Origin of the sequence: Chromobacterium sp. IRSSSOUMB001 (genome assembly GCF_023507765.1) — a bacterium.
In the GTDB taxonomy this organism is placed as follows: Bacteria; Pseudomonadota; Gammaproteobacteria; order Burkholderiales; family Chromobacteriaceae; genus Chromobacterium; species Chromobacterium haemolyticum.
This window is the reverse complement of record NZ_JALCYU010000018.1, coordinates 57635-83221: the sequence shown is the minus strand read 5'-3', so window position 1 is coordinate 83221 and position 25587 is coordinate 57635. Positions and strand designations below refer to the sequence as shown.

Here is a 25587-nt window from a genome sequence, read left to right as displayed (position 1 = left end):
CTGTGACTTTTCCTCACTCAATGCAAGGACAATAAATCGATTTTCCCCGCGCGCCAAGCCCGCGACAATCGCGGCGTCTTCTTCTGAAAGCCTTATCGCGATGAACGAACTCCTGACCGTAGCCCTGCTTACCCTGCTCGCCGTGATCAGCCCCGGCGCCGACTTCGCTGTCATCACCCGCAACAGCCTGCAATACGGGCGCGGCCACGGTCTGCTGGGCGCCTTCGGCATCGCGCTGGGCGTGCAATTCCATGTGCTGTGCGCGCTGCTGGGCGTCAGCCTGCTGCTCAGCCGCACGCCCTGGCTGCTGGCCGGATTCAAGCTGCTGGGCGCCGCCTACTTGCTCTACATCGGCTACCGCACCTTCGTCCAGCCGCCGCTGGCCGCCGGCCCCGCGGAGAGGGACCGCCGGCAAAGCGCCTGGGCCGCGCTGCGCGCCGGCCTGCTGTGCAATGCGCTGAATCCCAAGACTTCGCTGTTCGTGCTCAGCCTGTTCAGTCAGGCGGTGAACGCGGACACGCCGCTGTCGCTGCGCGCGGGCTACGGGCTATTCATCTCCGCCGCGCATCTGGCCTGGTTCGCGCTGGTGGCCTTGCTGTTTACTCAGCCGCGGCTGCACGCCGGCATGCTGCGCCGCCAGCACGGCTTAAACCGGATCATAGGCTGCGCCTTGATCGGCCTGGGCACCGCGCTGGCCCTGCGCTGAAACCGCCCATTTGTCATCAAGCAGGTCCTTTTGTCTGGCAAACTGCCATGCTGTGCACCATCACGCATAACGGACAAAAAATGGTCATACCGGGGACACTCATCCGCCCGCTGCTGGCGGCGCTTGGCGCATGCTGGGCGCTATCGGCCGCGGCGGCCGACATCAACGCCTATACCGAGGATCTGCCGCCGCTCAGCCATGTGGAAAACGACCGGGTCAAGGGCTATGCCGCCGAGGCCTTGCGCCTGGTCGCGGCGGAGGCCGGGCTCAGCCTGGAAATTGAAGTTCAGCCCTGGCTGCGCGCATACGCCACGGTGCGGAAAACGCCGGACGCGCTGTTGTTCGCCATAGTGCGCACACCGGAGCGGGAAACGCAGTTCCAATGGGTGGGGCCGATAGGCCCTCGCCGCGTCTTCCTGTATCGGCTGTCCGCCCGCCGCGACATCCGCCTGGGCAACGCGGCCGACGCGCGGCGCTATCGGGTGGGCGCGCTGGCCGGCTCCGCCGCCTTCAGCCGGCTGGCGGCGCTGGACCCGCGGCGCGAAGGGCTGGACGCCGGCCAGGACGACGCGGCCAATCTGAACAAGCTACTGCTGGACCGCGTCGATCTGGTGGCGATGCTGGACTGGGCGATGCGCTGGCATCTGGACAAGCTGAAACTGCCGCCGCGCACGGCCGCGCCGGCTTATTTGCTGGACGGCGGAGGGCAATACTGGTTCGCACTCAATCCGGACACGCCGCCCCAGCGCGTCTTCCGTTTGCAGAAGGCCTTGAACCGCGTCGCCGCGGACGGCCGGCTGCGGCTGCTGCGCCGGCGCTATCTGGGCGATTAAGAGCCGCTGACAAAACCTCGCAGAGAACCTGAGCCAAGGCGCGTCGACGCAGAAAACAAAGTTTCTGCGAAGCTACAGTACAAGTCGTACGCCAAGGAGGCGCAACGCAGGATCAGGGGCTTTTGTTAGCTGGTCTAAGAACCTGTTTACGATCTTGCGAGCTAAGGCGAGACAAGGCGAAAACAAGCGAAAAAGCGGAGTGTACATACGGTACATGAGCATTTTGAGTTTGTTTTTAACGCGGTATCGCCGACGCGCAGCAGATCGTAAACAGGTTCTAAGCCGGGTCGAAGCCCGGCGGCGCAAGCTTATCGCGCAGCAGGCGGATTTCGTCGCGGTGCAGCGCGGCCAGCACCTGCGCCTGGTTGCGGCCGGCCTCGGTCAGATGGATTTCCACCTGCCGCCGGTCGTCGCGGCCGGGCCGTCGCCGCACCAGGCCCAGCTCCTCGCAGCGGCTGGCCAAGGCCACCACGCCGTGGTGATGGGATTGCAGACGTTCCGCCAGTTCGCCCACCGTGGCCCAGTCGCGGCCCGGATAGCCTTGCACATGCAAGAGCAGTTGGTATTGCAGCGGGGTCAGGCCGTGGCCGCGGCAGGCGTCTTCGCTGAAACGCAGAAACACGCGTAGTTGATGGCGGAATTCGGACAGGCGTTCAAAATCCGCCTTGCTCAGGACGGGGGAGTCTGAAAAGGGATTCATGCTTGAATTTATATCACATCATGATACATATTGAGAGTATGTAACCGCCCGCCATGCCAGACCGTCCTCAAGGAGCTTTGCCATGAAACTAAGCCATTATCCGAAGATGCTGTTTTCCAGCCACGGCGGCTGGGACGCGTTGCGCGGGAGGCCGCCGTCGCCGCGCAGCTTGATGCTGAAGCTGGTGCTGCCGTTCTCGCTGCTGCCCGCCTTGATGATCTGCTACGCCGGGCTGGCCCACGGCCAGCTCTACGCGCCCGCAGCCGGCCTGGACCGCTGGCTGGCCGCCGCTGCCTTGTTTTTCATCGCGGAGCTGGCCACCGTGCCGCTAATGGCCTGGACGCTGCAAACCCTGGCCTCCAGCCACAAACTGGCCGCGGGTTTCGATCAGTGCTTCCTGTTGGCGGCCGGCGCGGCGGTGCCGCTGTGGCTGTCCAGCCTGGCCTTGCTGGCGCCGGATCTCGCCTTCAATCTGCTGGGCGCGCTACTGGGCCTGGCCGCGGCCTTCGCCCTGCTCTACCACGGGCTGCCGGCCATATTGGGACTGGAAGAGGAAGTAGAGTCCCAGCACTTCGCCTATAGCGCGCTGTGCGCCGGCGCGGCCGCCTGGGCTTTGTTGCTGGCCTTGGTGCTGCTGCCTTTGTTCGGCGGCTGGTGATTCAAGCGGGCGGCGGCAACCGCGTCACGGTTTCGATGCGGGCGATGCCGCCCTCGCCGCAATGATGGACCACCGCCACCTTGGCGGCCTGGCCCTCGCGCAGTTCGTCCGGCGGCAAACCCAAATCTTCCGCCAATTTCTCCAAAGTGACGTTGGGGATCGGGCTGCGTTTCTGCTTGCCGGTGAAGCGCCAGTAATTGATGCGCGACCAAAGTAGCAGACATAAGCCGATCAGCGCGATCTCAAAGCCGTAGTCGAGCAGCTTGCCCAGGTGTTCCGGCGCATCCTCCGCGCGGAGCGCCGCAGGCAACACGTCCCGGCCCCAGATCAGGTAGCCGACATAGGCCAAGGCCGGCAGCCACAGATAGAACCACGCCAGCCAGCACACCAGAGTCATCAACCAGGACAGCAGCCGCTGCAAGGCGCTCATATTGTGCGAGGCCTGGATGATCAGGCCGTCTCCCAGCCGGCTCATGCCCTCACTCCCCGGTCCGGGCTGACCCAGCGCGCGCGCTTGCCCTTTTTGCGGAACACGGCCTGCGGGAAAGCCACGATCGTTGTGCAGACGTTCAGCAGCCAGTAAACCAGCGGATACCAGACCATCCAGTAGTAGTTCTTGCCCAGCTTGGCGTCGTACTGGCTGTCCATCATCTTGCTGATCATGAACTGCAGCATGCAGGTGCCGCCCAGCACCATGCCGTGCCAGCGCGGGATCAGCGGCGTGCCCACCTGGGGCAGCCAGTCGCCCAACACCAGGCTCAGCAACCAATACACGATGATGCCGGCCATGGTGTAGGACCAGACCACGCTGAGGAAGTATTCGGAGTACACCGGCCACATGTGGCGATGCCGCCAGGTGCGCAGCACCCAGGCGTTGCGCATCAGCGCCTGGGTGCCGCCCTTGGCCCAGCGCAGCCGCTGCTTCCACAAGCCGCGCAGGGTTTCCGGCATCAAGATCCATACCAGCGCGCGCGGTTCGAAGCGCACGTTCCAGTGCTTGAGCTGGAGTTTCCAGCTGATGTCGATATCCTCGGTCAGCATGTCCTCGCTCCAGTAACCCGCCTGGTAAACCGCGGTCTTGCGGAAGGCGGTGATCACGCCGGACACGGTGAACAATCTGCCGTAAGTGCGCTGCGCGCGCTTGATCAGGCCGATGATGGCGGTGAATTCCCCCACTTGCAGCCGCCCCAACAAGGTGGTGCGGTTGCGGATGCGGGGGTTGCCGGTGACCGCGCCCACGCGCGGCGAGGTCAGGAAATGGCGCATCAGCCATTTGCCCGCGTACGGGTCCAGCAGCGCGTCGCCATCTATGCATAGCAGGTATTCATGACGCGCAAGCGCCAGCGCGGTGTTGAGCCCCACCGCCTTGCCCTGGTTGGTGGCCTGGTGCACCACGCGCAGCCGCGGATGCGCGGCGGCCAGTTCGTCCAGGATGGCGCCGGTGGCGTCCCGGCTGCCGTCGTTGACCGCGATCACTTCGAAGTCCGGATAGTCCAGCGCCAGCGCGTAGGCCAAAGTCTCGCGCACGTTGTCTTCCTCGTTGTAGCAAGGCACCACCACGCTCAGAGGCGGATAATCCAGCACTGGCGGCTGGTTCAGCGGCGGATCTTTTCTTTCGTAGTGGAGGTAGTAATGCACCGCCCCCACCATCCACAAATACGCCATGAACAACGGATAAAAAAAGGCATATGCCAGCAGCAATATCAATGCCAGGTCCACAACACGTCTCCTCGCCCCTTGATGCGATGAATCATCAATCGTCTAACGGTCCCGCCGCCCCATGAGCAGGGCCCGGCTCCGGCCGCGGCGCGCCTTGTCGCAGGCGCTTGACCACCGCCGTCGGCCTTCATTCTTCCGGATGCGCCGTCAGCGAAAACACCCGCTTGAACGCCTTCAGCCTGGGTTGGTCATGGAACAAATCATCCGGGTAGTAGGCGATATGCCGCGCGCCCAGTGTGTTGAGCTCGCGTACCGTGGCCGCCAGTTCCGCGGTGGGAATCGGCTTGCGGCTGCGCCAATCGACCGCCTGCAGTTCGAACACGGTTTTTTCCAAGGCACCCGGCTTGGCCGCCACCTTGTCGAACAGCCGGCGCATCCAGGCCTTGGGGTCGGCCGCGTTTTCCATATACGGCATCGCCATCACCGCCACCCGATCGTAACGGTTCAACGCGCTGTCGAAGGACTGGGCGAACCAGGTTTCCGAATCCGGGTTGAGCACCACCTCGGCGTAGAGATTGCGCGCGGTGCGCAAGTCCGGCTGGTATTGGCGCACCACGGCCGCTAGTTCCATGCTGAAGTCGTCCAGCAAGGCGGTTTTGGCGCGGGTCCAGCGCGCCATTTGCTCTGGATCGGCGCGCACTTCGGCCACGTCGGCGGCCAAGCCCTGCCCTTGCCGCGCTTGACGCGCCGCCTGGCCGGCATCTTCGAAATCGGACAGGGTGGCGTCGTCGTGGAACAACAAGCCGCCGAAGCGGGAGCTGCGCGCCAGGTCTTCGTAAATTTCGCGGATCAGCTGGCGCACCGGCGGGGAATACGGGGTTAACCGCGCATAGCCCTGCACCTTGGCCTGAGCGCCTCCGGTCTGCTCCGCCAGCACCCGTTCGCCTGCCAGCGGATGGCCTGCCGGCAGGGCAAAGCCCAAAAGCGGCATCCAGGCGTAGACCCTGACGTTGGCCCGGGTCTGCAATTGCCAGGCGGCGCGGTTGAAGAGGTCCGCGCGCATCGGCAGATGGCGGTTGGGGAAATACAGCGCCTGCGCCACGCCGTCGCCGTCGGGATCGGCAAAGGCCTGAAGGTAGACGGTGCTCACGCCCATGGCCTTGACCCGGTCCAGCAGCCGGCCCAGGTTTTCGTCCTGACGTTTGGGGTCGGGGTCGTAGATGTAATCCAGATCCACGTGCATGATGCGGCTGGGTTCGGGCCGGACGCCGTCCGGCCAGCCGTTCAGCTGCTTGAATTGGTAAGCCAGATCGGCCAGGTCCATATTGGCGTCCAGCAGCACCCGGCGGAGCGAGGACAGCGGGGTGGCGCGGTCGTTGATGCCCGCGCCCAGCCCCATGGTCACCGGCATGCCCTCCTTCGCCGCCACCTTCGCCGCCTGCGGCGAATAGCTGCCGTAAGGCCACACCATCGCTCTGGGCGCCGCGCCCAGCCGCGCCTTGAGCAGCGCGCTGTTGCGGCGCAAATCGTCGCGGATGCGCGCCAGATAAGCCGATTCGCTTTCGTAGCCGCCGGCGCGGTAGGCGCGGGCGGTCAGGGCCGGCTCAAGATTGCCCTGGGGATTGGCCAGCACGCCCAGATGAGAGGCATAGCTATGGCTGGCCACTTCCACCAGGCCGCTGGCCCGCATTTCGCGGATTTGCTCCCAGCTCAGGAATTTGCTCCGCCCCGCCACGCCGTCGCCGTAGCTGACCTGGCTGCCCTCGGGCGCTTCCAGCCAACTGCCCACCAGCGCAATCACGGCCGGCGCCTGGAACAGCTTCAGCACCGGATAGACATTGGTGTACACGCTGCGGTAACCGTCGTCGAAAGTCAGCAGCACCGCCTTGTCCGGCAAGGGCTTGCCGCCGGCGCGATCGTCCAGCACCTGCTGCAAGCTGACAAAGCTGTAGCCCTGGCCCCGCATCCATTCCATCTGTTTCACCAGCGCGCGGGCGTCCACCGCGAACGGGTCCGACGCGCCGCTGTCGGTCTTGTCCACCTCGTGGTAGCACAGGATCACCAGCCGACCGGCCGCCGCTTGCGCCCAGCCACTCCACAACAGGCAGGCCGTCATCAGGGCCGCCAGCCATTGTTTCATTTTCATCAGAAGCGCCAATCCAGATTGAGATACACCTTGTTGCCGGTTTCCGCCTTGCCGTCATAGGGATGGCGCACCCGGGTGAAGCCGTAGCGCAGGCTGCCGCGGCTGCCCCAGCGCCACTCTTGTTCCAGCAGCAGACCCCACACGCCGCCGGCGCCGAAGTCACGCTGGGTGTAACTCCCCAGCGTCAAGCCCAGGCGCTGATGCCAGGTGGTTTCGTACTCGCCCCACAGCTTCCATTCCTGCATCGCCGTCACCGAGGCCTCGCCGTCGGCGCGCGGGTTGAAGTAGCGGGCGGACGGCACCGCGTCGTTGGCGCTGGCCGCCAGCGTCAGAATGGTGTTGAGCTTGTAGCGCGGGCCGCTGACCCAGCGCTGGTCCCAGTTGGCAGACACCGCGCGGCGCAGATTGCCGTCGGACAAGGACAGAGCCTCGGCTTGCAAGGCGTAGCTGCGATAGTCGTCGGCGCGGTATTGCAGGCTCAGTTGGGTCCGGTTGCCGCGCACATCGTCCAGGCGGCCTTTCAACGGCGCTTCAGCGCTGTTCAGCTCAAAGCGAGCACCCAGTGTCCAATAGTCGTCCGGCGTCCAGTCGTAGCCGGCGAAAGCGCCGCCGCGACGCCCGCCGTCTATCTGACCGGTAAGGCCGAATTCGCCGCGCCCTTGTTCGCCGCGCCATTCCGCGCCCATTCCCAGCGCCTCGTAACGTGCCGAGGCCGTCTCGTTCACATAGCTGGCGCGTTGCAACTGGTGCAGACCAAACAAGCGCCAGTGGCCGAACGGCGAGGAATACAGCCGCGCCGAGCTTTCCCAGGCGTTTTGTTCGCCCGCGCCCTGGCCGCCGCTCAAATCCTTCTTCCCCTCCAGCACCAGCTCCGGCCGCCGTTCCAGCCGGGCGCGTTCCCTCAGCTGGCGCACGCCGGCATTGTCCACATCCAGCTCGCTCAGCCTCAGCAGCTGGCGGTCCGCCTCGTCCAGCTCCTGCAAGTCCAGCGCGGCGCCGGCCAAGCCGGTTGCCGCCGCTTCCGGCTGGTCCGGCTCGTCCACGCTCAGCCGAGTGAATACGCCTCGCGCCAGCCGCGGCCAGCCGCGCATCAGTGCCAGGCTGCCCTGGTTCTGTCGCAATTCGGGATTAAATGACGCTTCGTCCAGCAAAGCCTCCATCTTCTTCCAGCCCCCGCGGGTGTCCTCTTGGTAGGCGGTCACCATCGCGTCCAGCAAGGCCACGCGCTGGAACGCCGGATTGAACACGCGCCGGCCGCTGGCGCGGTCGGTTTTCAGCCGGGGAGCGGTGGCTTGCAACGCGGCCAGCTCCCGGCGGCAGGCGGCGTGCTGGCCGGACTCCAGCAGGGCGTAAACCAGGCCGATGCGCCAATCCAGCGCCTCGTCCGCCTGCGGCGCGTCGCGCAACGCCGAGCGGTACAGCTCCTCTGCGCGCAGCGGCTGGCGCTGGTTGAGGTAAGCGTCGGCCAAGGCCGCGCGGGCATACGGCGACCACGCCTGGCCGGCCTGCCGCCGGTCCAGAGCGATGGCCTGCGCCGACAAGCCGCGCTGCTGCAACATTTGCACGCGGTCGTCCGCGGCCAGCGCGGCGAACGGCGGCCGCGCGGCTTCAGGCCGCGCCGCGATGTCCTGATTAAGCTTCAGCGCCGCGTCGGTTTGCGCGTGCCGGCCAGGTCCGCTGTCCTGGCTTTCCTGAATGCGTCCCCAACGACTCAAAGTCGCCGCGCGGTCGAAATCAACCTGCAAGGCCAGCCGGGGATCCGCGATGGACGCTTGACCTGCCTGCCACGGCGCCCCCAAGCGGAGCAAGCAGCCCAGATAACTACGCTCCAGCTCCGGGTCTCCGGGAAAGCGCGCCCGCGCGCGGATCAGATAGTCCAGCGCCCGGGTCAGGTCCCCGCTTTGCAGCAAGACGTATGCACGCGCTCGGGTCAACTCCAGTTCGTCTGCCGACGAGCCGGCCGGCGCGGCGTCCAGAGTGGCCAGCGCCGCCGCGCCGTGTCCGGCCTCGGATTGGGCCATCGCCAGCCCGGCACGGTAGCCCGCCGCCGGCTGACGCGCCAACAACAAACGGTACAACCGTTCGGCCTCCGCCGCGTCGCGCTGGTCGCGCGCAACGCGCGCCAGCAGCGTCAGCGCGTCCGCCGACATGTCGGCTTCGTGACCCGGCAGCAGCCGCAAGGCCTCCGCGCCGCGCCCGCTCCAGCACAACAGGGTCAAATAATCGTCCAGCAAGGGCGCGGCCAACGGTCCTCGCGCGCGCTCCCGCTCCAGCATCGCCAGCGCCGGCGCAGTCTGCCCTGCCCTAGCCTGGACAATGGCCGCCGCGTACTCCGGCTGTTTCCAGACCGGCGTTTCCGCGCCCGCCGCGGCGCCGGCCAACAACAAACCAGCGGTCAGGCTGGTGAATAGATTTCGCGTCATGCTTGACCCGTCATGGTCTCTATCAACATCGAGTTATAAGTTATTAAACCAATACTAAATTTCACCTAATTAGATAGCAAGCTTTTTTTCTATTTAAATCTATGATTTAAAATTATCCACATGAAAACCGACCCCACTCGCATGAGGCCAATATAGCCGCTGGCGCGCAGCTTGCTGGTTCGACTGACGATTCCATTCTTCCCAATAAAATATGCTTGACGTATAGTACGCATAACGTACTATATAACGACAGGCGGCCGCCTTACCTCATCCACTCAAGGAATCAAACTATGCCTATCGAAGTATTGGAATTGCACCATCATGGCTTGCGCATGCCGCTGAACCTGGTTGAGGCCATGGGCGCGTTTTATCGCGACGTGCTGGGCCTGGACGCCGACGGCGGCCGCTGGCACATCCCCGGGGTACCCGGATTTTTCCTGGACCTGGGCAACGACTGCCAGATTCATCTATTGGGCAACGACGGCGTGTCTCCGTATGCGCAGGGCGCGGATCAGGATCCGGTGGACAATCACGTAGCGCTGGCGGTGAGGAACATCGCCCAAGCGGAGGCGGAATTGCTGCGGCAAGGCATCGTCCACTGGAAACAGGCCAATATCGCCGCGCCGGAACTGACGCAATTGTTCCTGCGCGACCCGGCCGGCCACTTGATAGAGCTGCATCAGATCGGCCACTGCCGCTGCAAAGCCAGCGACCGCGCCCGCGCCGACGCGCTGGCGGCGGCGGGCGCGCAGCCCAGCGCGCCGCGCTGAAAAGACGGGTTCAGTCCGCTTTCAATCTACTCCACACCTTGGCTAGCAAGGACCAAAGCGCCGCGCATTCGCTCTCGTCCAGCGCCTCGGTCAGGCGCTGGCAAGCGCGCCAGAAGCCCGGCAGCGCTTGCCGCAGCAGTTCCCGGCCGGCATCGGTCAAGCTCAAATCCAGGCTGCGGCGGTCTTCGTCGCGCAGTTGCCTTTGCAGCAGACCGCGCCGTTCCAGCCAATCCAGCTGGCCGGTAACGGTGGAGCGGGTCACGCCCAGATAGTCGGCTATCGCCGACGGGGTGAGCGGCCCGTTCCGCCACCATCCCCGCTCTTGCAGCGAAAACAGCATCAACACGTTCAGCTTGCTTTCAGTCACATCCAAAGCCTGCAGATCCGCGTTCACCGCGTCCAGCACGTCGTCGCTCAACCACAGCAGCAGCAGGCCGAGCTTGGCGTGGGTCTGGCTCACCTCCTCGCCGGCGCTATGCGCCAGCAATTGCAAATGTGGGGCGATGGCCGGCTCCAGCGCGCGCACGGCGGCGGAGGCATCGGACGGAGGAAAGGAGGTGGCGGCGTCGGCGGGCATGGCTTCAAGACATAGAGGAGGAATCAAACCCGCGGCAGGCTTCGCCTACCGCGGAAACGAGGGCAGCGCGCGGCGCTCCCGCGGCTATCATAGTGGCGGGCACGGCGCGAAGCAAACGCCCGTAGGATCCAGGCTCGCCAGATCGTAAACGCGTTCTCAGGGCGCCGGCCGCCAGGCGGACTTGCTGGCCGCTTTCTTGAATATCTCGCGGTTGCGGTCCGTGGCCGGCGGTTCGGAATCGCCGAAGATGGCGCGCATCCAGTGGCCGTCGGTGGGATTGGGCATCAGGATGAATTTGCGGCCGAACAGCTCGCGGTCTTCCTCCATCAGCCGCGCCCGCTCGTCCACATTCTTCACATAGTATTTGCGTTGGAAATCGTTGAGGTTGTCTCCCAGCAGAAGCACCACCTCGTACTGGGCGGCAATCTCCTTCTGCCTCGGCTCCTTGTTGGAGCTGTCCCGCAGAATGGTCACGTGTTTTTCGTCGACGTAGGGGAAGCCGACGGCGCGCAAATTGCCCAGCGCGTACTCATAGGTTTTGTCGCCCTGGTCACGGCTGCTGACGTAGAACACTTCCACGCCCTGCGACTTGGCGTAATTGAAGAAGTCCAGCGCGCCGGGTGTGGCGGTGAGCTTGTTTTCCGGAATCCATTTGTCCCAGATCGCGTCGTCGAAGAAATCCCGGTCCTTCTGGATCAGATAGCCCCAGTAATTGACGGCGTTGAGCACGGTGTCGTCGATGTCGGTGATCACGGCCAGCGGTTTGTCGCCGGGCTTGCGCGCCGCCAGCGCCTGATCCAGCCGCATCCGCGCCAGATTGAAAGCCTGGTGGTAGAGCGCGCGGTATTCCGCCGCGGTCTGCTTCCAGGCCGCCGCGGCGATCAACAGATTGTTGCCGCCGTTGCCGGACGGGCCGTTGCGGTTGTCGGCCTCGGCTGCCTGCGCGCCGTATCCTACGCTGAGCGCGCACAGCGCGGCGATGGCGGCGCGGCTGAGTTTGTTCATGGGAATCTCCTTTGTCGTTTGCTCTTGTCCAGGTCCCGGACACCACGGAACCTGGACAATCTACCTTGAGACGACCTAGCTTTAAACCTGTTTATGATCTCGCGAGCTAGAGCGAGACTTTGCACGGGTTTTTAGCGTAAACCCGGCACCTTAATGAGAATTGATTCTTATTATCAATATTTGCCATACCAAAAGCATGCCCTGTCCGCCTGATTTGCCGCCAACGCCTCGCCTCCCCCGAGGATTGAAAAATTTCTTGAAACTAGACGACCGGTCTAGTAGACTTCAGCCCATGTCACGTCCCAACCAGTTTTCAGACACTCGCGAACACCTGCTGGCCACCGGCGAAGCCATCATTCTAGGCAAGAGCTTCTCCGCCGTGGGCCTGGCGGAAATCCTCGGCGCGGCCGGCGTGCCCAAGGGTTCGTTCTACCATTACTTCCGCAGCAAGGAAGGCTATGGCGTGGAACTGCTGCGCCGTTATTTTGAGAAATACGACGGCAGACTGGTTAGCTTTCTGTCCAAGGACGCCGGCAGCGCCCGCGATTGCCTGTTGCATTATTTCGACGGCTGGCTGGAAACCCATCGCTGCGACGAGCCGCAACGCTGTTGCCTGGCGGTGAAGCTGGCGGCCGAAGTGTCCGACCTGTCCGAGCCGATGCGCGAAGCGCTGGCCGAAGGCATGAGCTTTGTAGTGCGCAATTTGGCCGCTTGCATCCGCCGCGGCCAACAGGAAGGATCGCTGGACGCGGACCTGCTGCCGGACGAAACCGCCAGCGCGCTGTACAGCTTGTGGGTGGGCAGCGCGCTGCTATTCAAGACCCAACACTCGCGCGCCCCGCTGCTGGCGGCGATGACGCACACGCAACAAATTCTGCGCGCTCCGTAAACAACACGAAGCCGCTCGCACACTCCCCGCTCCCCGGAGCGGGTTATTTTGAAATTACAACTAGACGACTGGTCTACTTTAAGGAGCCTAAAGCATGAACCCGACACTGGAACTGATGCAAGAGCACCGCAGCGTGCGCAGCTACCAGGACAAGCCCATTCCCGCCGAGGTGCTGGATGCAGTGCTGGACGCCGCCTGGAAAGGCCCCACCTCCATCAACGGCCAGCAAGTGACGCTGGTGGTGGTTCAGGATGCGGAACGCCGCCGGAAAATCGCCGAGATCGCCGGCGGTCAGCCGTGGATCGCCCAAGCGCCGGTCTTCGTCGCCATCGTGCCGGATTTCTACAAGACTCGTATCGGCGTGGAAAAAGCCGGTTCCGAGCAAGTGATACACAACAGCGTGGAAGCCTTCGCCGTCGGCGCGGTGGACGCCGGCATCGCGCTGGGCAACCTCATGACCGCGGCCCGCTCCGCCGGCCTCAGCGTGGTGCCCATCGGCGGCATCCGCCGCGATCCGCAGGCCATGGTGGAGCTGCTGGAACTGCCGGAACTGACCTTCCCGCTGGTGGGTGTGGTACTGGGCTACGCCGATCAGGACAGCGCGATCAAACCGCGGCTGCCGCGCGCCAGCTTCGTGCATCGTGAACGCTACCAAGCGGCGGAACTGCCTGCAATGATCGCGCAGTACGACGCCGCCATCATGGATTACTGGAAGAGCATTCAGCGCGCAGACGGCCAGCCCTGGTCCGCCAACACCGCGCAGTACTACCGCAACGTGTATTTCCCGCAGGTCGCGCCGGTGGCGCGCAAACAGGGTTTCGGCTTCGATCAGTGATCGCGCCCATCCCACTTTCTCCCGCTTAGAGCCAAGGAAACCGCAATGCAAGCCGACAAACTGTTCACCCCGCTGCGCGTAGGCGCCGTGACCCTGAAAAACCGAGTGGCGATGGCGCCGCTGACCCGGCTGCGCAACACCGAGCCGGGCGACGTGCCCACCGCGCTGGCGGAAACCTATTACGCCCAACGCGCCGGCGCCGGCCTGATCGTGGCCGAAGGCACCCACATCTCCCCCACCGCCAAGGGCTACGCCGGCGCGCCGGGCATCTACAGTGAAGCGCAAGTGACGGCCTGGACCAAGGTCAACGCCGCGGTGCACGCCAAGGGCGGGCTGACGGCGCTGCAGCTGTGGCACACCGGCCGTATCTCCCATCGCTCGCTGCAACCGGACGGCGAAGCGCCGGTGGCGCCGTCGGCTATCCAAGCCGACAGCCGCACCAATATCCGCGCCGCCGACGGCAGCCTGGTGCGCGAGCAGTGCGATACCCCGCGCGCGCTGGAAGTCTCCGAGCTGGCCGACATCCTGGAAGACTACCGCCGCGCCACCGACAACGCGCGCCGCGCCGGTTTCGACCTGGTGGAGATCCACGGCGCCCACGGCTATCTGCTGGACCAGTTCCTGTCGCCCCAGGCCAATGTCCGCACCGACGAATACGGCGGCAGTGTGGAGAACCGCGCGCGCTTCCTGCTGGAGGTGGTGGACGCGGTGGTGTCGGAATGGGACGCCGATCACGTGGGCATCCGCATCTCGCCGCTGGGCATCTTCAACGGCATCAGCAACACCGACCAACTGGACATGGCGCTCTACCTGGCCGAAGAGCTGGCCAAGCGCAAATTGGCCTTCCTGCACATTTCCGAGCCGGACTGGGCCGGCGGCCCGGTGCTGGACGAAGGCTTCCGCCAGGCGCTGCGCCAGCGTTACCCGGGGGTGATCATAGGCGCCGGCGCCTATACCGCCGAGAAGGCCGAAACCCTGATCCGCAAAGGTTATATCGACGCCGCCGCCTTCGGCCGCAGCTATATCGCCAATCCGGACCTGGCCGAGCGCCTGCAAAGCGGCGCGCCGCTGAACCCGCCGGATCCGGCCACCTTCTACGGCGGCGACGCGCGCGGTTACACCGACTACCCGTCCATGAATAGCTAAGCCGCCGCTCACCGCCAAACATGCGGCGCGTCTCCCCTCCCGTGGGAACGCGCCGTTTTTTCATTGCCTCCCCCATCCAGGCTTGCCGGCCGGCTATTTTCCGCCCTCAGCCGATACCGGCCGCGTAAGCAAGCATTGACGGGCTTTTAACGCCAGGCATGCGCCTTGACCGGGCAGCGGGCAACTGTGCACAATCGCTGCCGTGCCGTTCCTCGCGGCACCGGACTTGGCCGTCCGGCGAACTACACTGCGAACAAGCGCTTGAGTCTTGCGTTTGGATCGCTGCACTCGTGCGCGCTCACAATGGCGGGCCGGGTGGGGACACCTTAGCGGGTGTGCCGGAGTCGTGTAGTCCGGTCGGCCAACCCTGTTCGGTCTGCCACCTCCGCTTGGCCGTGGGGGTGGCAATGAAAAACCGCTACACGGAGGTGATCATGTCGATCAAAACCCCATCCCGCCGCCATTACCGTCCGGACCCGGACCCAACGTCCCGCGCGGAATTGCCGTTTGCCGGCAACGCGTCCAACCGGCGCGGCGTCCATTGTTGGCAAGTTCCGCCCATAGACGACCAACACGCCGCGCATTTGCTGGGCCGCGAATTCGCAGGACATTTCATCAAGTATTTGCAGGACAACCCCGACAACGGCCTGCACAATCTGCTCGCTCAAATCGCCGCGGACATCGACTTTAGCGACGACAGCGCCGCCAAAGGCTATTGGGAAGGCTTCTTCAGCCTGCTGGAGCAAGTGCTGGCGCTGACCACCTCTCTATTGGACGTATTCGACTACATCGACCGGCTCAACGCCCGGGAGGCCGCCGAACGCGCGCTAAAGTCCGCAGCAACCCCCGGTACTTAACAATTTCAGCAAGCGCCGAGGCGCCTCAGCATGAAAAAAGGAAGCCATTCGGCTTCCTTTTTTTGCTCCCGGCGCGGCGCGCGGGGAATCAGTTGCGGCCGCAGCAGGCCTTGTACTTCTTGCCGCTGCCGCACGGGCAGACATCGTTGCGGCCCACTTTGTCACCTTCGCGGCGCACGGTGCTGGGCGCCCGCTCCTTGGCGCGCCAGTAAGTGTAAACCGCGCCCAGCGCTTCCAGCAGCTCTTCCTTGTATCCTTCCACTTCCTCGTCGCTGAAGGTCAGCAGATCTTCGCCGTCCTCTTGCTCGAAAGCTCCGCCCAACACCAGCATAGGCATCATCAGGCTTTCGAAGCCCTCGTCCTCGTCGGCCACTTCGAACCAGTCTGTGTCCACCACGTCCAGCGCGTAGAGGAAGGCGTTGGCCCACGGCCAGTAGTCCGGCTCGTCGCTGTCGCTATCGTCTTCAGCGTACAGGATCAGATCCAACTCCTTGCCGTCCGCCAGCGCGGCGGCGGTGGTGTCGTACAGCTTCTGCAGCAGGGTTTTCAATTCAGCCGCGTCGTCCGCGCTCTCAAAGGCAGGCGCGTCGCCCAGCACTTCCTCCAGCCAGAAATCGGCGTCCACCGCGTCCGGACCGCACGCCAGAGCAGCGAAAAAGCCCTGCACTTCGTCCGGCCGCATGGTGCTGCCGCTGGCGGACAAGGGCGTCAGCAGGTTTTCCAGACGCAGCAGATCGGCGTCGTTGAATACGGTAGTCATGATGGATTCCTCAGCTTAAAGATCAGTCTGGCGGCATTGTAAGCCAAAAAGCCCCGGCAAGCCGGGGCTTTTGTTCCCATAGTTTGCGGCGGGTCAGGCGGTTTTGCCGTCCGCCAGCCCCAACTTCTCCTTCATCTTCTCGCGCATGACGAATTTCTGGATCTTGCCGGTGATGGTCATCGGGAAACTATCGACGAATTCGATGTAACGCGGGATCTTGTAATGCGCGATTTGCCCCTGGCAAAAAGCACGGATATCGTCGGCGCTGGCGCTTTCGCCGTCGCGCAACCGGATCCAGGCGCACAACTCCTCGCCGAATCTATCGTCCGGCACCCCAATCACCTGCACATCCTGAATCTTGGGATGGCGGTAGAGAAACTCTTCCACCTCGCGCGGGTAAATGTTCTCGCCGCCGCGGATCACCATGTCCTTGACCCGGCCGACGATGTTGACATAGCCATCGGCATCCATCTCCGCCAGATCGCCGGTGCGCATCCAGCCGGCGGCGTCTATCGCCTCGGCGGTCTTGGCCGGATCGCCCCAATAGCCCGGCATCACCGAATAACCACGGGTGTGCAACTCCCCACTCTGGCCGCGCGGCGCAATGCGCCCTTCCACGTCCACTATCTTCACCTCCACATGCGGGTGGATGCGCCCCACCGTGGCCACGCGCTTGTCCAGCGGCGTGTCGGTGGCGCTCTGAAAGCTCAGCGGGCTGGTTTCGGTCATGCCGTAGCCTATGGTGACCTGGCTCATGTTGAGCTGGCGGGTCACCCGCTTCATCACCTCGATGGGACACGGGCTGCCCGCCATGATGCCGGTACGCAGCGTGGACACGTCGTAATCGGAAAAATCCGGCCGGTCCAGCACCGAGATGAACATCGTCGGCACCCCGTGCAGGCCGGTGCACCCCTCCTCCTGCACCGCGCGCAACACCTCCTGCGCGTCGAAGCTCTCCGCCGGAAACACCATGGTCGCGCCGTGGGTCAAGCACAGCAAGGTGCCCAGCACCATGCCGAAGCAGTGGTAAAGCGGCACCGGAATGCACAGCCGGTCGTCCGGGCCGAAAGCCATCGCCGCGCCGGCGAAGTAAGCGTTGTTCAAAATGTTGTGATGGGTGAGGGTGGCGCCCTTGGGGCTGCCGGTGGTGCCGGAGGTGAACTGGATATTGATCGCGTCGTCGAACTGCAGCGTCTCGCCCAAGCGCTGCAACCCGGCTTTCTCCTCCGCCGACGGCACGGCCATCAGATCGGCGAAATTGAGCATGCCCGGCGTGCGTTGCTGTCCCAGCCGGATCACGATCTCCAGCTGCGGCATGGCGGCGGACTTAAGCCGGCCCGGCTCGCAAACGGCCAGCTCCGGCAGCAGATCGGCCGCCATCGCCAGGTAGTCGCTGCTCTTGAAGCTGGGCGACAGGACCAGCGCGCGACAGCCCACCTTGCTCAGCGCGTACTCCAGCTCGGAGCGGCGGTAAGCCGGGTTGATGTTGACCATGATCAGCCCGGCCTTGGCGGTGGCGAACTGGGTCAGTACCCATTCGGCGTTGTTCTGCGACCAGATGCCGATGCGGTCGCCAGGCTTGAGCCCCAGCCGGATCAGGCCGCAGGCCAGCCGGTCCACTTGCTCGCGCAGCTCCTCATAGCTCCAACGTATCTGTTGATGGCGCACCACCAACGCTTCGCTGCGTGCATGCTCGCGGCAGGTCTGGTCAAATAACTGGCCGATGGTCTGGCCGATCAAGGGCTGCGCGCTGGCGCCATGGACATAGCTGGGCAGGGTCATCGAATCTCTCTCCTGGTAGACGGTACGTATCGCTCTTATTTATTTCATTCATCCCACAAGTTGACGATTACGTAAACGTAAATCATGCTAGGGCTGAGAACGCGTTAAAAAAAAGCTACAATCGCCGCTTGCCTTGGAACACACCATGACCGAACCCGAATTCTTCAGCATCTCCGACCTGGCGCGCGATTTCGACGTCACCCTGCGCACCATCCGCTTCTACGAGGAACAGGGCCTGATAGAACCCCAGCGCGACGGCCGCCAGCGGGTATTCAACCGCCGTGACCGCGCCCGGCTCAAGCTGATCCTGCGCGGCAAGCGCATCGGTCTGTCCTTATCCGACATCCGCGAAATCCTGGACATGTACGAACAGGCCCACGACGAGGCCAGCCAGTCGCAAAAACTGCTGGACTTGGTACTGGAGCGCCGCCGCCAGCTGGAAGAACAACGCCGCGACATCGACGCGGTGCTGGAAGAAATCACCCGCCTGGAAAGCCACTGCCGCACGGTGCTGGCGCAGCCGCCGGCCGCGCGCAGCGCCTGATCGATTCAAACCGGCTCAAGGCCTCGCCAGCGATAAGGCAGCAGCCATCGAGCCGGCTTTCAGAGCCTGTTTACAATCTTTTGTAAGCGCGATAGAGCGTTGCTAGAAACGCAGGAAACCACGTATCCGATGGGCCCCTGCTCCCTTCAAGCCTGCCGACGGGTGGCAGGCCCGAGGTCTTAAGCGGCTGCCTGTTCGAGCAGCGCGACGGTAGCGCGCTGCGAGTCCAGCCGCGCCTCGGGACTGACGGGAACCGGCGGGAAGCCGTAGGCCAGGCTTGCAGGGCGGCCTTTAGGGTAAAGGGAGATTTGGCCGCGCAAATCTCCCTTTCCGTTTGCCGGGCGGAACCGGCCCTAAACCATCATCCGCGTAGCGGATTCAATGCTTTGAACAATACTTCCGATCAAAAAAGATCGTAAGACAGACCATCAAGCCAACACCATCACCTCGGCCACCGGCCGGCGCGGCTTCTGCGGCCAATTGCCGGCCGCCGCGCGCCCCACCGTCACCAGCATCACCGGCAGCTCGTCCGCGGCCAGGTCAAACTCCCGCGCCACCGCCTCGGCGTCGAAACCGCCCAGCGCGCAGCTGGCCAGGCCGCGCTCCTCCGCAGCCAGCAGCAAGACCATCGCTGCCAGCGACGCGGAACGGATCGCCTCGTCGCGCTGCGCCCTCGCGTCGTCCCGATGGGCGCTCTCCGCCGCGCGCAGCCAGCCGTCGCGTACCGCCGGCGGCAGGATGCCCGCGTCCACCGACGGCCGCAGCGACGCCTCCAGCCCGCGATGCGCGTTCAAGGTGCCGCAGCAGATAAAAGTCACCGCCGCGTCCGCCACTTTTTGCTGGCCGTAGCTGGCCGCCTGCAAACGACGCTTGGCCCCGGCGCTGCGCACCGCGACGAACTTCCAGTTCTGCAAATGGTAGGCCGACGGCGCGCGGGTGGCGGCGTTCAGCAGTTGCTCGATCTCCGCATCCGCCAACACGTGGGCGGGATCGAAATGATTGGCCGACACGCGGTTTTCCAACAGGGTTTGCAAAGCGCTCTTCATGGACAGACTCCTTATGATGATTTCTTCTGATTGATTTCATTACCGCTCAAGACCGGACGCGCGCCGCGCCGGCCATGATCCGATTGTCCGCTGGCGGCGGCGCGGCCATGCTGCGCTGTACCGCCAGCACGCTGGCCAACACCGTGGCCAGGCCGGCCAGCTGCAACAGCCCCAGCGCCTGCCCCAGCAGCAGCCAACCCAGCAACACCGCGGTCAGCGGGCTGAGCAGGCCCAGCGAGGACACCGCCACCGACGGCAGCCGCGTCAGCCCGCGGAACCACAGCAAATAGGCCAGCAGCGCGCCGAACAGGCACAGATAGCCGTAGCCCAGCCACTGCACCGCGCCCAGCGCCGGCAAGGCCGGGTCCAGCGCCCAGGCCAGCGGCGCCAGCATCAGCCCGCCCAGGCCCAGCTGCCAGCCGGTCAAGGCGGCCAGCGGCGCGGCCGGCCGCCAGCGCCGGGTCAGATAGGTGCCGCTGGCCATCGCCGCCGCGCCGCCCAGCGCCGCCAGCATGCCGGCGCCGTCCCAGACCGCGCCCGGTGACAGCAGCAAGGCCGCCATGCCCGCCACTCCGGCCACGCCGGCCCAGGCGGCCGTCCGCGCCGGGCGACGGCCGTCCAGCCCCCAGGCCAGGCCCATCACCAACAGCGGCTGGGTGGCGCCCAGCACCGCGGCCAGGCCGCCCGGCAAACGGTAGGCGGCAACGAACAACAGCGCCTGGAACACGCCGATGTTCAAGGCGGACAAGACCAGCAGACGGCCCCAGTCGCCGCGCCGCGGCAAGTGGCGGCCGGCCAGGATCAACAACAGGCCGGCCGGCAGCACCCGCAGCAAGGCGGCGGTGAACGGCCGGTCCGGCGGCAGCAGCTGGGTGGTGACGATATAGGTTGAGCCCCAGATCGCCGGAGCCAGCGCGGTCAACAATACATCGCTCCAACGGGAGGCCATCAGGCGCGCAGACATGGGCATTCCTTTCGCAATCGCTTATAATCGCATCGAAAACTGATTTGAATTCAAGATAACATTGCCTTGAATTCAAGACAAACAAAATCTTGAATTCAAGATAAAGGAATGCGCATGACGCAACAGAACGCCGGCGACGCCGTGGACGCCATCCTGGCGCAATGGCACCGGGAACGGCCGGACCTGGACGTGGCGCCGATGGGCCTGATCGGCCGGCTGCGCCGCTGCTCCATCCTGCTGCAGCACAGGCTGGACGCCACTTTCGAGCAATTCGGCCTCAGCGGCTGGGAGTTCGACGTGCTGGCCACGCTCAGGCGCGCCGGCGCGCCGCACAGCCTGGCGCCCACCGCGCTGTTCTCCTCGCTGATGATCAGCTCCGGCACCATGACCCACCGCTTGAAAGTGCTGGAAAGCAAGGGCTGGATCGACCGCCCCGCCTGCGCCGAGGACGCGCGCAGCACCCTGGTGCGCTTGACCGAGAGCGGGCTGGAACTGATAGACCGCGCCGTCACCGCCCACGTGGCCAACGAGCACGCCATCCTGTCCGGCCTCAGCCAACGCAGCCAGGACGCGCTGGACCGCAAGCTGGCGGAATTGCTGGCGGTCTTGGAGCCTCCTGCGTCATGACGCCCGCCTAATCTGCGCCCACCTGCGGTCAAAGTGTCCCGCATGGCTTAAAATCAGGGCTTGAGGCTGGCCCGACCGGGCGCGGCCGCCCCGCTCCCGACGCCATGATAGAAAACCAAACCATGCTGCTGGCGGTGTTCGAACGGGCGGCGCTGATGTTGATGGCGCTGTTCTTCCTTACCCGCACCCGCCCGTTTCAACATCTGCTGCGCAAACAAGACCACAGTCCGGCCGAACTGGCGGCGGTATCGCTGCTGTTCTGCCTGTTCGCCGTGTTCAGCACCTATACCGGCATTCCGGTGGACGGCTCGCTGGTCAATGTGCGCATCATCGCCATCCTGTCCGGCGGCATTCTGTTCGGCCCCTGGGTGGGCATACCGGCCGGCATCGTCTCAGGCCTGCACCGCTACCTGATAGACATCAACGGCTACACCTCGCTGCCCTGCCTGATCTCCAGCGTCTGCGCCGGCCTGCTGGCCACCTGGATACACTTCCGCGCCGGCAGGAGCCGGCTGTGGCTGTACGGCATTTTGGCCGGCATGCTGTGCGAGGGACTGACCATGGGCCTGATCCTGCTGTTGACCGATCCAGCGGTGGGCGTGCCCATCGTCCGCCACATTGCCTTCCCGATGATCTTCGGCACCGTGTGCGTCGGCCTGATCATCAAGCTGGTGCAAGACGTCAACGACGAAAAAGAACTGCTGGCCGCGCGCCAGGCCAAGCTGGCGCTGACCATAGCCAACCGCACCCTGCCCTATTTCCAAAACCTGGACCGCGATGCCATGGTCCAGGTCTGCACCGTGATCCGCGACCAGTTGGACGCCGACGCAGTGGCCATCACCAACACCTCGGACGTGCTAGCCTATGTGGGCCTGGGCAAGGACTACTACGAGATGGACGAGCACTCCGCCATCGGCGCCATCACCCGCCAGGCCATCGCAGGCGACCAGATCATCATCGAAAACAATCTGCAGCAATACCACCTGGCGGACTTCCACTCAGTGATCATCATCCCGCTGCGCGAAAAAGCCGGCGTCAGCGGCACCCTGAAAATCTTCTACCGCAAGAGCCACGGCATCAGCACGCCGTTGCGCGAAGTGGCGGTGGGCCTGTCCCAGTTGATCTCCACCCAGATGGAAGTGTCGCGGGTCAAACAACTGGAAGAGATGGCGCGCAAGGCGGAATTCAGCGCGCTGCAAAGCAAGATCAACCCGCACTTCCTGTTCAACGCCCTGAATGCCATCTCCTCGCTGATCCGCATTCAGCCGCAGCAGGCGCGCCAGCTGATCTCCAACCTGGCGGACTACCTGCGCTACAACCTGTCGCTGGGCGACCGGCTCATCGACATCCAGGAAGAACTGCAACAAGTGCGCGACTACGTGGCGATAGAACAGGCGCGCTTCGGCGCCAAGCTGACGGTGGAATTCGATATCGACGACGTGCACGTGCGCATCCCCAGCCTGCTGTTGCAGCCGCTGGTGGAAAACGCCATCCTGCACGGCATCCAGCCGCGCAAGGAGCCGGGCCGGGTCAGCATCGCGGTCAAGCGAGACGGCGCCAAGGTGCATGTCTGCGTGCGCGACACCGGCTACGGCGTCAGCCAGGAAGTGCTGGACGGCGTGGCCGCCGGCACGCTGTCCAGCCGCAGCATAGGCCTGAGCAATGTCAACCAGCGGCTCAAACTACTGTACGGAGAAGGTCTACGGCTGACCCGGCTGGAGCCCGGCACCGCCGTTTGTTTTGACCTGCCCGCCACCGAGGAGCCGACATGCTGAAAGCCCTGATCGTGGAAGACGAATACCTGGCGCGCGAGGAGCTGTCCTATTTGATCCGCGAGCACAGCCGCATCGACATCGTCGCCAGCGTGGAGGACGGGCTGGAGGCGTTCAAATTCCTGCAGGAACACGAAGTGGACGTGGTGTTCCTGGACATCAACATCCCATCCATAGACGGCTTGCTGCTGGCCAAGAACCTGCACAAATCGTCGCGGCCGCCGCGCATCGTCTTCGTCACCGCTTACAAGGAATTCGCGGTGGAAGCGTTTGAAGTGGAGGCTTTCGACTACATCCTCAAGCCCTACAACGAAGCCCGCATCATCAATCTACTGGCCAAACTGGAAGCGCAAACGCCGCCGGCCGCCGCCGCGCCGGCCGAGGCCCCGGCCGCCAGCCGCACCGTCAACCTGGTCAAGGGCGACAGCATCATCGTCACCCCCTGCGAGCAGATCTACTACGCCGAGGCCGACGAGAAAGTCACCCTGGTCTACACCGCGCACGACCGCTACGTGATGTCGATGAGCATCAGCGAATTCGTCGCCCGCCTGCCGGCCGACAGCTTCTTCCGCTGCCACCGCTCCTACTGCGTCAACATCCACAAAATCCGCGAAATCGCGCCCTGGCTCAACAGCACCTACATCATCAAGCTGTACGAGCTGAAGGCGGAGATTCCGGTCAGCCGCAGCAATATCAAAGCCTTCCGGCAGTTGATGCATCTTTGAGCGTTGGTCGCCCGCGCGGCGCATTAAACCGGCTGCCAGCCGGCTCCTGAATAAGAACCTGTTCATAATCTGCTGCGCTGCGGCGATACGGCGTTGAAACCGGCTTCGAAATGCTCATGTACCCTATGTACACTCCGCTTTCTCAGCCGTTTTCGCCTTGTCTCGCGCTGGCTCGCGAGATTTTGAACAGGCTCTAAGGCCAGACATTCCATTGGCAAGCCAGCTTGGCAATGGAAATGCCATCCACTCATGCGCGCCATTTCCAGAGCCTGCAACTGGTTCGCCGCCGTCTGCACTTCATTCCGCGCCGCCTGCATCTCATGCCGCCGCCGCGCCCCCTACATAAGCACAGGCTTATAGTCACACCAACAGTAATGACTTTAAGCGAGCAGCGCCATGAACGCCTCAAGCAACACCATCCGCTACCGTACCCTGGCCGGCACCGTCCTCACCCAGTTCGCCCTCGGCTCCGTCTACACCTGGAGCCTGTTCAACGCCCAACTCTCCGCCAAGCTGTCCGAGCCGGTCAGCCAAGTGGCTTTCGCCTTTGGCCTGCTCAGCCTGGCGCTGGCGGTGGCCTCCTCGCTGGCCGGCAAACTGCAAGAACGCTTCGGCGTACAGCGCGTCACCCTGGGCGCCGGCCTGATGCTGGGCCTGGGCTTCTTCCTCACCGCCCAGGCCAATAACCTGATCATGCTGTATCTGTGCGCCGGCGTGCTGGTGGGCCTGGCCGACGGCGCCGGCTACCTGCTGACGCTGTCCAACTGCGTCAAATGGTTTCCGGAGCGCAAGGGCCTGGTATCCGCCTGCGCCATCGGCGCTTACGGTCTGGGCAGCCTGGGCTTCAAATACATCAATCTGGCGCTGCTGGCCCGCTTCAGCCTGGAAACCACCTTTGAGCTGTGGGGCCTGATCGCCATGGCCATGGTGGTGGCCGGCAGCCTGCTGATGCGCGACGCGCCGCAGCAACAAGCCGCCGCGCAGCAGAACGCCAGCCATGACTACACCCTGGCCGAGGCGATGCGCCAACCGCAGTACTGGATGCTGGCGCTGATGTTCCTGACCGTGTGCATGAGCGGCCTGTACGTGATCGGCGTGGCCAAGGACATTGGCGAAAGCTATGTGCACCTGCCGGCGCTGACCGCCGCCAACGCCGTGGCGGTGATCGCGGTGGCCAATCTGTCCGGCCGCCTGGTGCTGGGCATTCTCTCCGACAAGATGCCGCGCATCCGGGTGATCACCATCGCTCAGATTGCTGCGCTGGCCGGCATGCTGACCCTGCTGTTCGTGCCCCTGAACGCCACCCTGTTCTTCCTGGCCATCGCCTGCGTCGCCTTCAGCTTCGGCGGCACCATCACCGTCTACCCGTCGCTGGTCAGCGATTTCTTCGGCCTCAACAATCTGACCAAGAACTACGGCGTGATCTATCTGGGCTTCGGCATCGGCAGCATCGTCGGCTCCATCGTCGCTTCGCTGTTCGGCGGCTTCCTGGCCACCTTCCACCTGATCCTGGCGCTGTTGATCGTCGCGCTGCTATTCTCGCTGACCATACGTCAGCCGGGCAGCAGCAAGGAAGCGGAGTTCGAAGCCGAGCCGCATCTGGGCAAAGCCTGATTCCCGCGCCGCTCGCCGCAACGCCCCCGTTTTGGGGGCGTTGTTGTTGGGGGGTTAGCCTCCCGTTGCACTTTCAGCGGACACGCCGCGTTTTGCGGCTTTTTCGTATCCGACTTGTTATGGTGTTGCCTGAATCTGGGCGGGCCGTGGCAAGGGTGCCCTTGGGCGCGCTGGGCTGAAAGCCGGTGAGACTAACCTTGTCATGTGCCCGCCCTGCCTCTTTGCGGCATGGCCCCTCTGCTCAAGAGCATACAAATGGTAGAGCTTGTCCGTCCGATATTAGGCTACGCAGAGCTTGATTTCGGCGGTCCTTTTCTTTGCTAGACTTCGCCGGCTTGACGCCCTTTCCCGCCTCCCCAAACAATAGCCCCCGCGTCGCAGTAATCGCGGCGCTCGGGTTTAGTCTCCCCAATACGAATCACTGCAACAGATGCGCTGTTTCCACAGCGCATCTGTTGCCATTGCTTTACCTATTCGGGCGGGCCGTGGCAAGTGGCGCCCTCGCGGGCGCGCCGGCTTTGTACGACATATCACCGGTAGGCTAACTCT

24 protein-coding genes are annotated in these 25587 nt (G+C 64.2%); 13 read left to right on the top strand and 11 right to left on the bottom strand.

Annotated elements, in window-relative coordinates; genetic code table 11:
• Positions 1-100: 100 nt before the first annotated feature.
• Together MOV80_RS20450 and MOV80_RS20445 are read left to right on the top strand one after the other, a co-directional pair.
• Positions 101-706: a LysE family transporter gene (locus MOV80_RS20450; RefSeq protein WP_107732710.1), complete on the top strand. Its 606-nt coding sequence runs from the start codon at positions 101-103 to the stop codon at positions 704-706.
• Between the two features lie 47 nt (positions 707-753).
• Positions 754-1539, top strand: coding sequence for a transporter substrate-binding domain-containing protein (locus MOV80_RS20445; protein ID WP_240333826.1), 786 nt, complete (start codon positions 754-756; stop codon positions 1537-1539).
• A gap of 277 nt (positions 1540-1816) precedes the next feature.
• Here the strand turns inward: MOV80_RS20445 and MOV80_RS20440 are convergent, their stop codons facing one another.
• A complete protein-coding gene (locus MOV80_RS20440) occupies positions 1817-2239 on the bottom strand; it encodes a helix-turn-helix domain-containing protein (protein WP_107732711.1) in 423 nt (140 codons plus the stop codon).
• 82 nt (positions 2240-2321) lie between these two features.
• Between MOV80_RS20440 and MOV80_RS20435 the strand changes: the two genes are divergently transcribed.
• Positions 2322-2897 (top strand): YIP1 family protein, encoded by a 576-nt coding sequence (locus tag MOV80_RS20435; RefSeq protein ID WP_107732712.1) that lies wholly within the window; start codon positions 2322-2324, stop codon positions 2895-2897.
• Between the two features lies 1 nt (position 2898).
• On the opposite strand, the gene pgaD is transcribed toward MOV80_RS20435, so the two are convergent.
• The 4 genes from pgaD to pgaA form a co-directional block, all read right to left on the bottom strand.
• On the bottom strand, positions 2899-3372 hold the full coding sequence (pgaD, locus tag MOV80_RS20430) for a poly-beta-1,6-N-acetyl-D-glucosamine biosynthesis protein PgaD (protein ID WP_019100102.1): 474 nt from the start codon (positions 3370-3372) through the stop codon (positions 2899-2901).
• Entirely contained in the window at positions 3369-4616 is a 1248-nt protein-coding gene (pgaC, locus tag MOV80_RS20425; protein ID WP_233423371.1) for a poly-beta-1,6-N-acetyl-D-glucosamine synthase, read from the bottom strand. Before pgaC ends, pgaD begins: the two co-directional genes overlap by 4 nt.
• A 127-nt stretch (positions 4617-4743) precedes the next feature.
• Positions 4744-6702 (bottom strand): poly-beta-1,6-N-acetyl-D-glucosamine N-deacetylase PgaB, encoded by a 1959-nt coding sequence (gene pgaB / locus MOV80_RS20420; protein ID WP_019100100.1) that lies wholly within the window; start codon positions 6700-6702, stop codon positions 4744-4746.
• Positions 6702-9125 carry a poly-beta-1,6 N-acetyl-D-glucosamine export porin PgaA gene (gene pgaA, locus MOV80_RS20415; protein WP_107732713.1) on the bottom strand — a complete coding sequence of 808 codons (2424 nt, stop codon included), beginning with the start codon at positions 9123-9125 and terminating at the stop codon, positions 6702-6704. The genes pgaB and pgaA overlap by 1 nt, the downstream gene beginning before the upstream one ends.
• Before the next feature lie 290 nt (positions 9126-9415).
• Here pgaA and MOV80_RS20410 point away from each other — a divergent pair, with 290 nt between their 5' ends.
• On the top strand, positions 9416-9895 hold the full coding sequence (locus MOV80_RS20410) for a VOC family protein (RefSeq protein WP_107732714.1): 480 nt from the start codon (positions 9416-9418) through the stop codon (positions 9893-9895).
• A gap of 10 nt (positions 9896-9905) precedes the next feature.
• On the opposite strand, the gene MOV80_RS20405 is transcribed toward MOV80_RS20410, so the two are convergent.
• Both MOV80_RS20405 and MOV80_RS20400 read right to left on the bottom strand, forming a co-directional pair.
• The gene (locus MOV80_RS20405) at positions 9906-10472 is read right to left on the bottom strand and encodes a MarR family transcriptional regulator (protein WP_019100096.1); all 567 of its coding nucleotides are present in this window, start codon (positions 10470-10472) and stop codon (positions 9906-9908) included.
• A gap of 156 nt (positions 10473-10628) precedes the next feature.
• Positions 10629-11477, bottom strand: a complete 849-nt coding sequence (locus tag MOV80_RS20400) for a 5'-nucleotidase, lipoprotein e(P4) family (protein ID WP_107732715.1) — start codon at positions 11475-11477, stop codon at positions 10629-10631.
• Between the two features lie 292 nt (positions 11478-11769).
• Between MOV80_RS20400 and MOV80_RS20395 the strand changes: the two genes are divergently transcribed.
• The 4 genes from MOV80_RS20395 (at position 11770) to MOV80_RS20380 (ending at position 15204) form a co-directional block, all read left to right on the top strand.
• Positions 11770-12366 carry a TetR/AcrR family transcriptional regulator gene (locus MOV80_RS20395; RefSeq protein WP_019100094.1) on the top strand — a complete coding sequence of 199 codons (597 nt, stop codon included), beginning with the start codon at positions 11770-11772 and terminating at the stop codon, positions 12364-12366.
• 94 nt (positions 12367-12460) lie between these two features.
• Positions 12461-13201, top strand: coding sequence for an NADPH-dependent oxidoreductase (locus tag MOV80_RS20390; RefSeq protein WP_019100093.1), 741 nt, complete (start codon positions 12461-12463; stop codon positions 13199-13201).
• 45 nt (positions 13202-13246) lie between these two features.
• Positions 13247-14347, top strand: coding sequence for an alkene reductase (locus MOV80_RS20385; protein WP_118268147.1), 1101 nt, complete (start codon positions 13247-13249; stop codon positions 14345-14347).
• A gap of 434 nt (positions 14348-14781) precedes the next feature.
• Complete coding sequence (locus tag MOV80_RS20380; RefSeq protein ID WP_146176084.1) at positions 14782-15204, top strand: hypothetical protein; 423 nt, start codon at positions 14782-14784, stop codon at positions 15202-15204.
• 88 nt (positions 15205-15292) lie between these two features.
• On the opposite strand, the gene MOV80_RS20375 is transcribed toward MOV80_RS20380, so the two are convergent.
• On the bottom strand, positions 15293-15964 hold the full coding sequence (locus tag MOV80_RS20375; protein WP_043593818.1) for a UPF0149 family protein: 672 nt from the start codon (positions 15962-15964) through the stop codon (positions 15293-15295).
• A 93-nt stretch (positions 15965-16057) separates the two neighbouring features.
• Positions 16058-17746, bottom strand: coding sequence for an AMP-binding protein (locus MOV80_RS20370; protein WP_081575999.1), 1689 nt, complete (start codon positions 17744-17746; stop codon positions 16058-16060).
• Positions 17747-17891: 145 nt separating this feature from the next.
• Between MOV80_RS20370 and MOV80_RS20365 the strand changes: the two genes are divergently transcribed.
• Positions 17892-18290 carry a MerR family DNA-binding transcriptional regulator gene (locus tag MOV80_RS20365; RefSeq protein ID WP_019100088.1) on the top strand — a complete coding sequence of 133 codons (399 nt, stop codon included), beginning with the start codon at positions 17892-17894 and terminating at the stop codon, positions 18288-18290.
• Positions 18291-18718: 428 nt separating this feature from the next.
• On the opposite strand, the gene MOV80_RS20360 is transcribed toward MOV80_RS20365, so the two are convergent.
• Both MOV80_RS20360 and MOV80_RS20355 read right to left on the bottom strand, forming a co-directional pair.
• Complete coding sequence (locus tag MOV80_RS20360) at positions 18719-19336, bottom strand: nitroreductase family protein (RefSeq protein ID WP_043593824.1); 618 nt, start codon at positions 19334-19336, stop codon at positions 18719-18721.
• A gap of 46 nt (positions 19337-19382) precedes the next feature.
• Entirely contained in the window at positions 19383-20285 is a 903-nt protein-coding gene (locus MOV80_RS20355) for an EamA family transporter (protein ID WP_249605450.1), read from the bottom strand.
• 129 nt (positions 20286-20414) lie between these two features.
• Here MOV80_RS20355 and MOV80_RS20350 point away from each other — a divergent pair, with 129 nt between their 5' ends.
• The 4 genes from MOV80_RS20350 (at position 20415) to MOV80_RS20335 (ending at position 25038) form a co-directional block, all read left to right on the top strand.
• Entirely contained in the window at positions 20415-20927 is a 513-nt protein-coding gene (locus tag MOV80_RS20350) for a MarR family transcriptional regulator (RefSeq protein WP_249605447.1), read from the top strand.
• Between the two features lie 104 nt (positions 20928-21031).
• The gene (locus MOV80_RS20345) at positions 21032-22702 is read left to right on the top strand and encodes a sensor histidine kinase (RefSeq protein ID WP_249605446.1); all 1671 of its coding nucleotides are present in this window, start codon (positions 21032-21034) and stop codon (positions 22700-22702) included.
• Positions 22696-23424, top strand: a complete 729-nt coding sequence (locus tag MOV80_RS20340) for a LytTR family DNA-binding domain-containing protein (protein ID WP_107731919.1) — start codon at positions 22696-22698, stop codon at positions 23422-23424. The genes MOV80_RS20345 and MOV80_RS20340 overlap by 7 nt, the downstream gene beginning before the upstream one ends.
• A 396-nt stretch (positions 23425-23820) precedes the next feature.
• The gene (locus tag MOV80_RS20335; protein WP_019103479.1) at positions 23821-25038 is read left to right on the top strand and encodes an MFS transporter; all 1218 of its coding nucleotides are present in this window, start codon (positions 23821-23823) and stop codon (positions 25036-25038) included.
• The last annotated feature ends 549 nt before the right edge of the window (positions 25039-25587 follow it).

Excerpts from the sequence above, each read along its gene's own strand:
- MOV80_RS20450 (WP_107732710.1), top strand. The coding sequence starts at position 101 with ATGAACGAACTCCTGACCGTAGCCCTGCTTACCCTGCTCGCCGTGATC.
- MOV80_RS20445 (WP_240333826.1), top strand. The coding sequence starts at position 754 with ATGCTGTGCACCATCACGCATAACGGACAAAAAATGGTCATACCGGGG.
- MOV80_RS20440 (WP_107732711.1), bottom strand. The coding sequence starts at position 2,239 with ATGAATCCCTTTTCAGACTCCCCCGTCCTGAGCAAGGCGGATTTTGAA.
- MOV80_RS20435 (WP_107732712.1), top strand. The coding sequence starts at position 2,322 with ATGAAACTAAGCCATTATCCGAAGATGCTGTTTTCCAGCCACGGCGGC.
- pgaD (WP_019100102.1), bottom strand. The coding sequence starts at position 3,372 with ATGAGCCGGCTGGGAGACGGCCTGATCATCCAGGCCTCGCACAATATG.
- pgaB (WP_019100100.1), bottom strand. The coding sequence starts at position 6,702 with ATGAAAATGAAACAATGGCTGGCGGCCCTGATGACGGCCTGCCTGTTG.
- pgaA (WP_107732713.1), bottom strand. The coding sequence starts at position 9,125 with ATGACGCGAAATCTATTCACCAGCCTGACCGCTGGTTTGTTGTTGGCC.
- MOV80_RS20410 (WP_107732714.1), top strand. The coding sequence starts at position 9,416 with ATGCCTATCGAAGTATTGGAATTGCACCATCATGGCTTGCGCATGCCG.
- MOV80_RS20405 (WP_019100096.1), bottom strand. The coding sequence starts at position 10,472 with ATGCCCGCCGACGCCGCCACCTCCTTTCCTCCGTCCGATGCCTCCGCC.
- MOV80_RS20400 (WP_107732715.1), bottom strand. The coding sequence starts at position 11,477 with ATGAACAAACTCAGCCGCGCCGCCATCGCCGCGCTGTGCGCGCTCAGC.
- MOV80_RS20395 (WP_019100094.1), top strand. The coding sequence starts at position 11,770 with ATGTCACGTCCCAACCAGTTTTCAGACACTCGCGAACACCTGCTGGCC.
- MOV80_RS20390 (WP_019100093.1), top strand. The coding sequence starts at position 12,461 with ATGAACCCGACACTGGAACTGATGCAAGAGCACCGCAGCGTGCGCAGC.
- MOV80_RS20385 (WP_118268147.1), top strand. The coding sequence starts at position 13,247 with ATGCAAGCCGACAAACTGTTCACCCCGCTGCGCGTAGGCGCCGTGACC.
- MOV80_RS20380 (WP_146176084.1), top strand. The coding sequence starts at position 14,782 with ATGTCGATCAAAACCCCATCCCGCCGCCATTACCGTCCGGACCCGGAC.
- MOV80_RS20375 (WP_043593818.1), bottom strand. The coding sequence starts at position 15,964 with ATGACTACCGTATTCAACGACGCCGATCTGCTGCGTCTGGAAAACCTG.
- MOV80_RS20370 (WP_081575999.1), bottom strand. The coding sequence starts at position 17,746 with ATGACCCTGCCCAGCTATGTCCATGGCGCCAGCGCGCAGCCCTTGATC.
- MOV80_RS20365 (WP_019100088.1), top strand. The coding sequence starts at position 17,892 with ATGACCGAACCCGAATTCTTCAGCATCTCCGACCTGGCGCGCGATTTC.
- MOV80_RS20360 (WP_043593824.1), bottom strand. The coding sequence starts at position 19,336 with ATGAAGAGCGCTTTGCAAACCCTGTTGGAAAACCGCGTGTCGGCCAAT.
- MOV80_RS20355 (WP_249605450.1), bottom strand. The coding sequence starts at position 20,285 with ATGGCCTCCCGTTGGAGCGATGTATTGTTGACCGCGCTGGCTCCGGCG.
- MOV80_RS20350 (WP_249605447.1), top strand. The coding sequence starts at position 20,415 with ATGACGCAACAGAACGCCGGCGACGCCGTGGACGCCATCCTGGCGCAA.
- MOV80_RS20345 (WP_249605446.1), top strand. The coding sequence starts at position 21,032 with ATGATAGAAAACCAAACCATGCTGCTGGCGGTGTTCGAACGGGCGGCG.
- MOV80_RS20340 (WP_107731919.1), top strand. The coding sequence starts at position 22,696 with ATGCTGAAAGCCCTGATCGTGGAAGACGAATACCTGGCGCGCGAGGAG.
- MOV80_RS20335 (WP_019103479.1), top strand. The coding sequence starts at position 23,821 with ATGAACGCCTCAAGCAACACCATCCGCTACCGTACCCTGGCCGGCACC.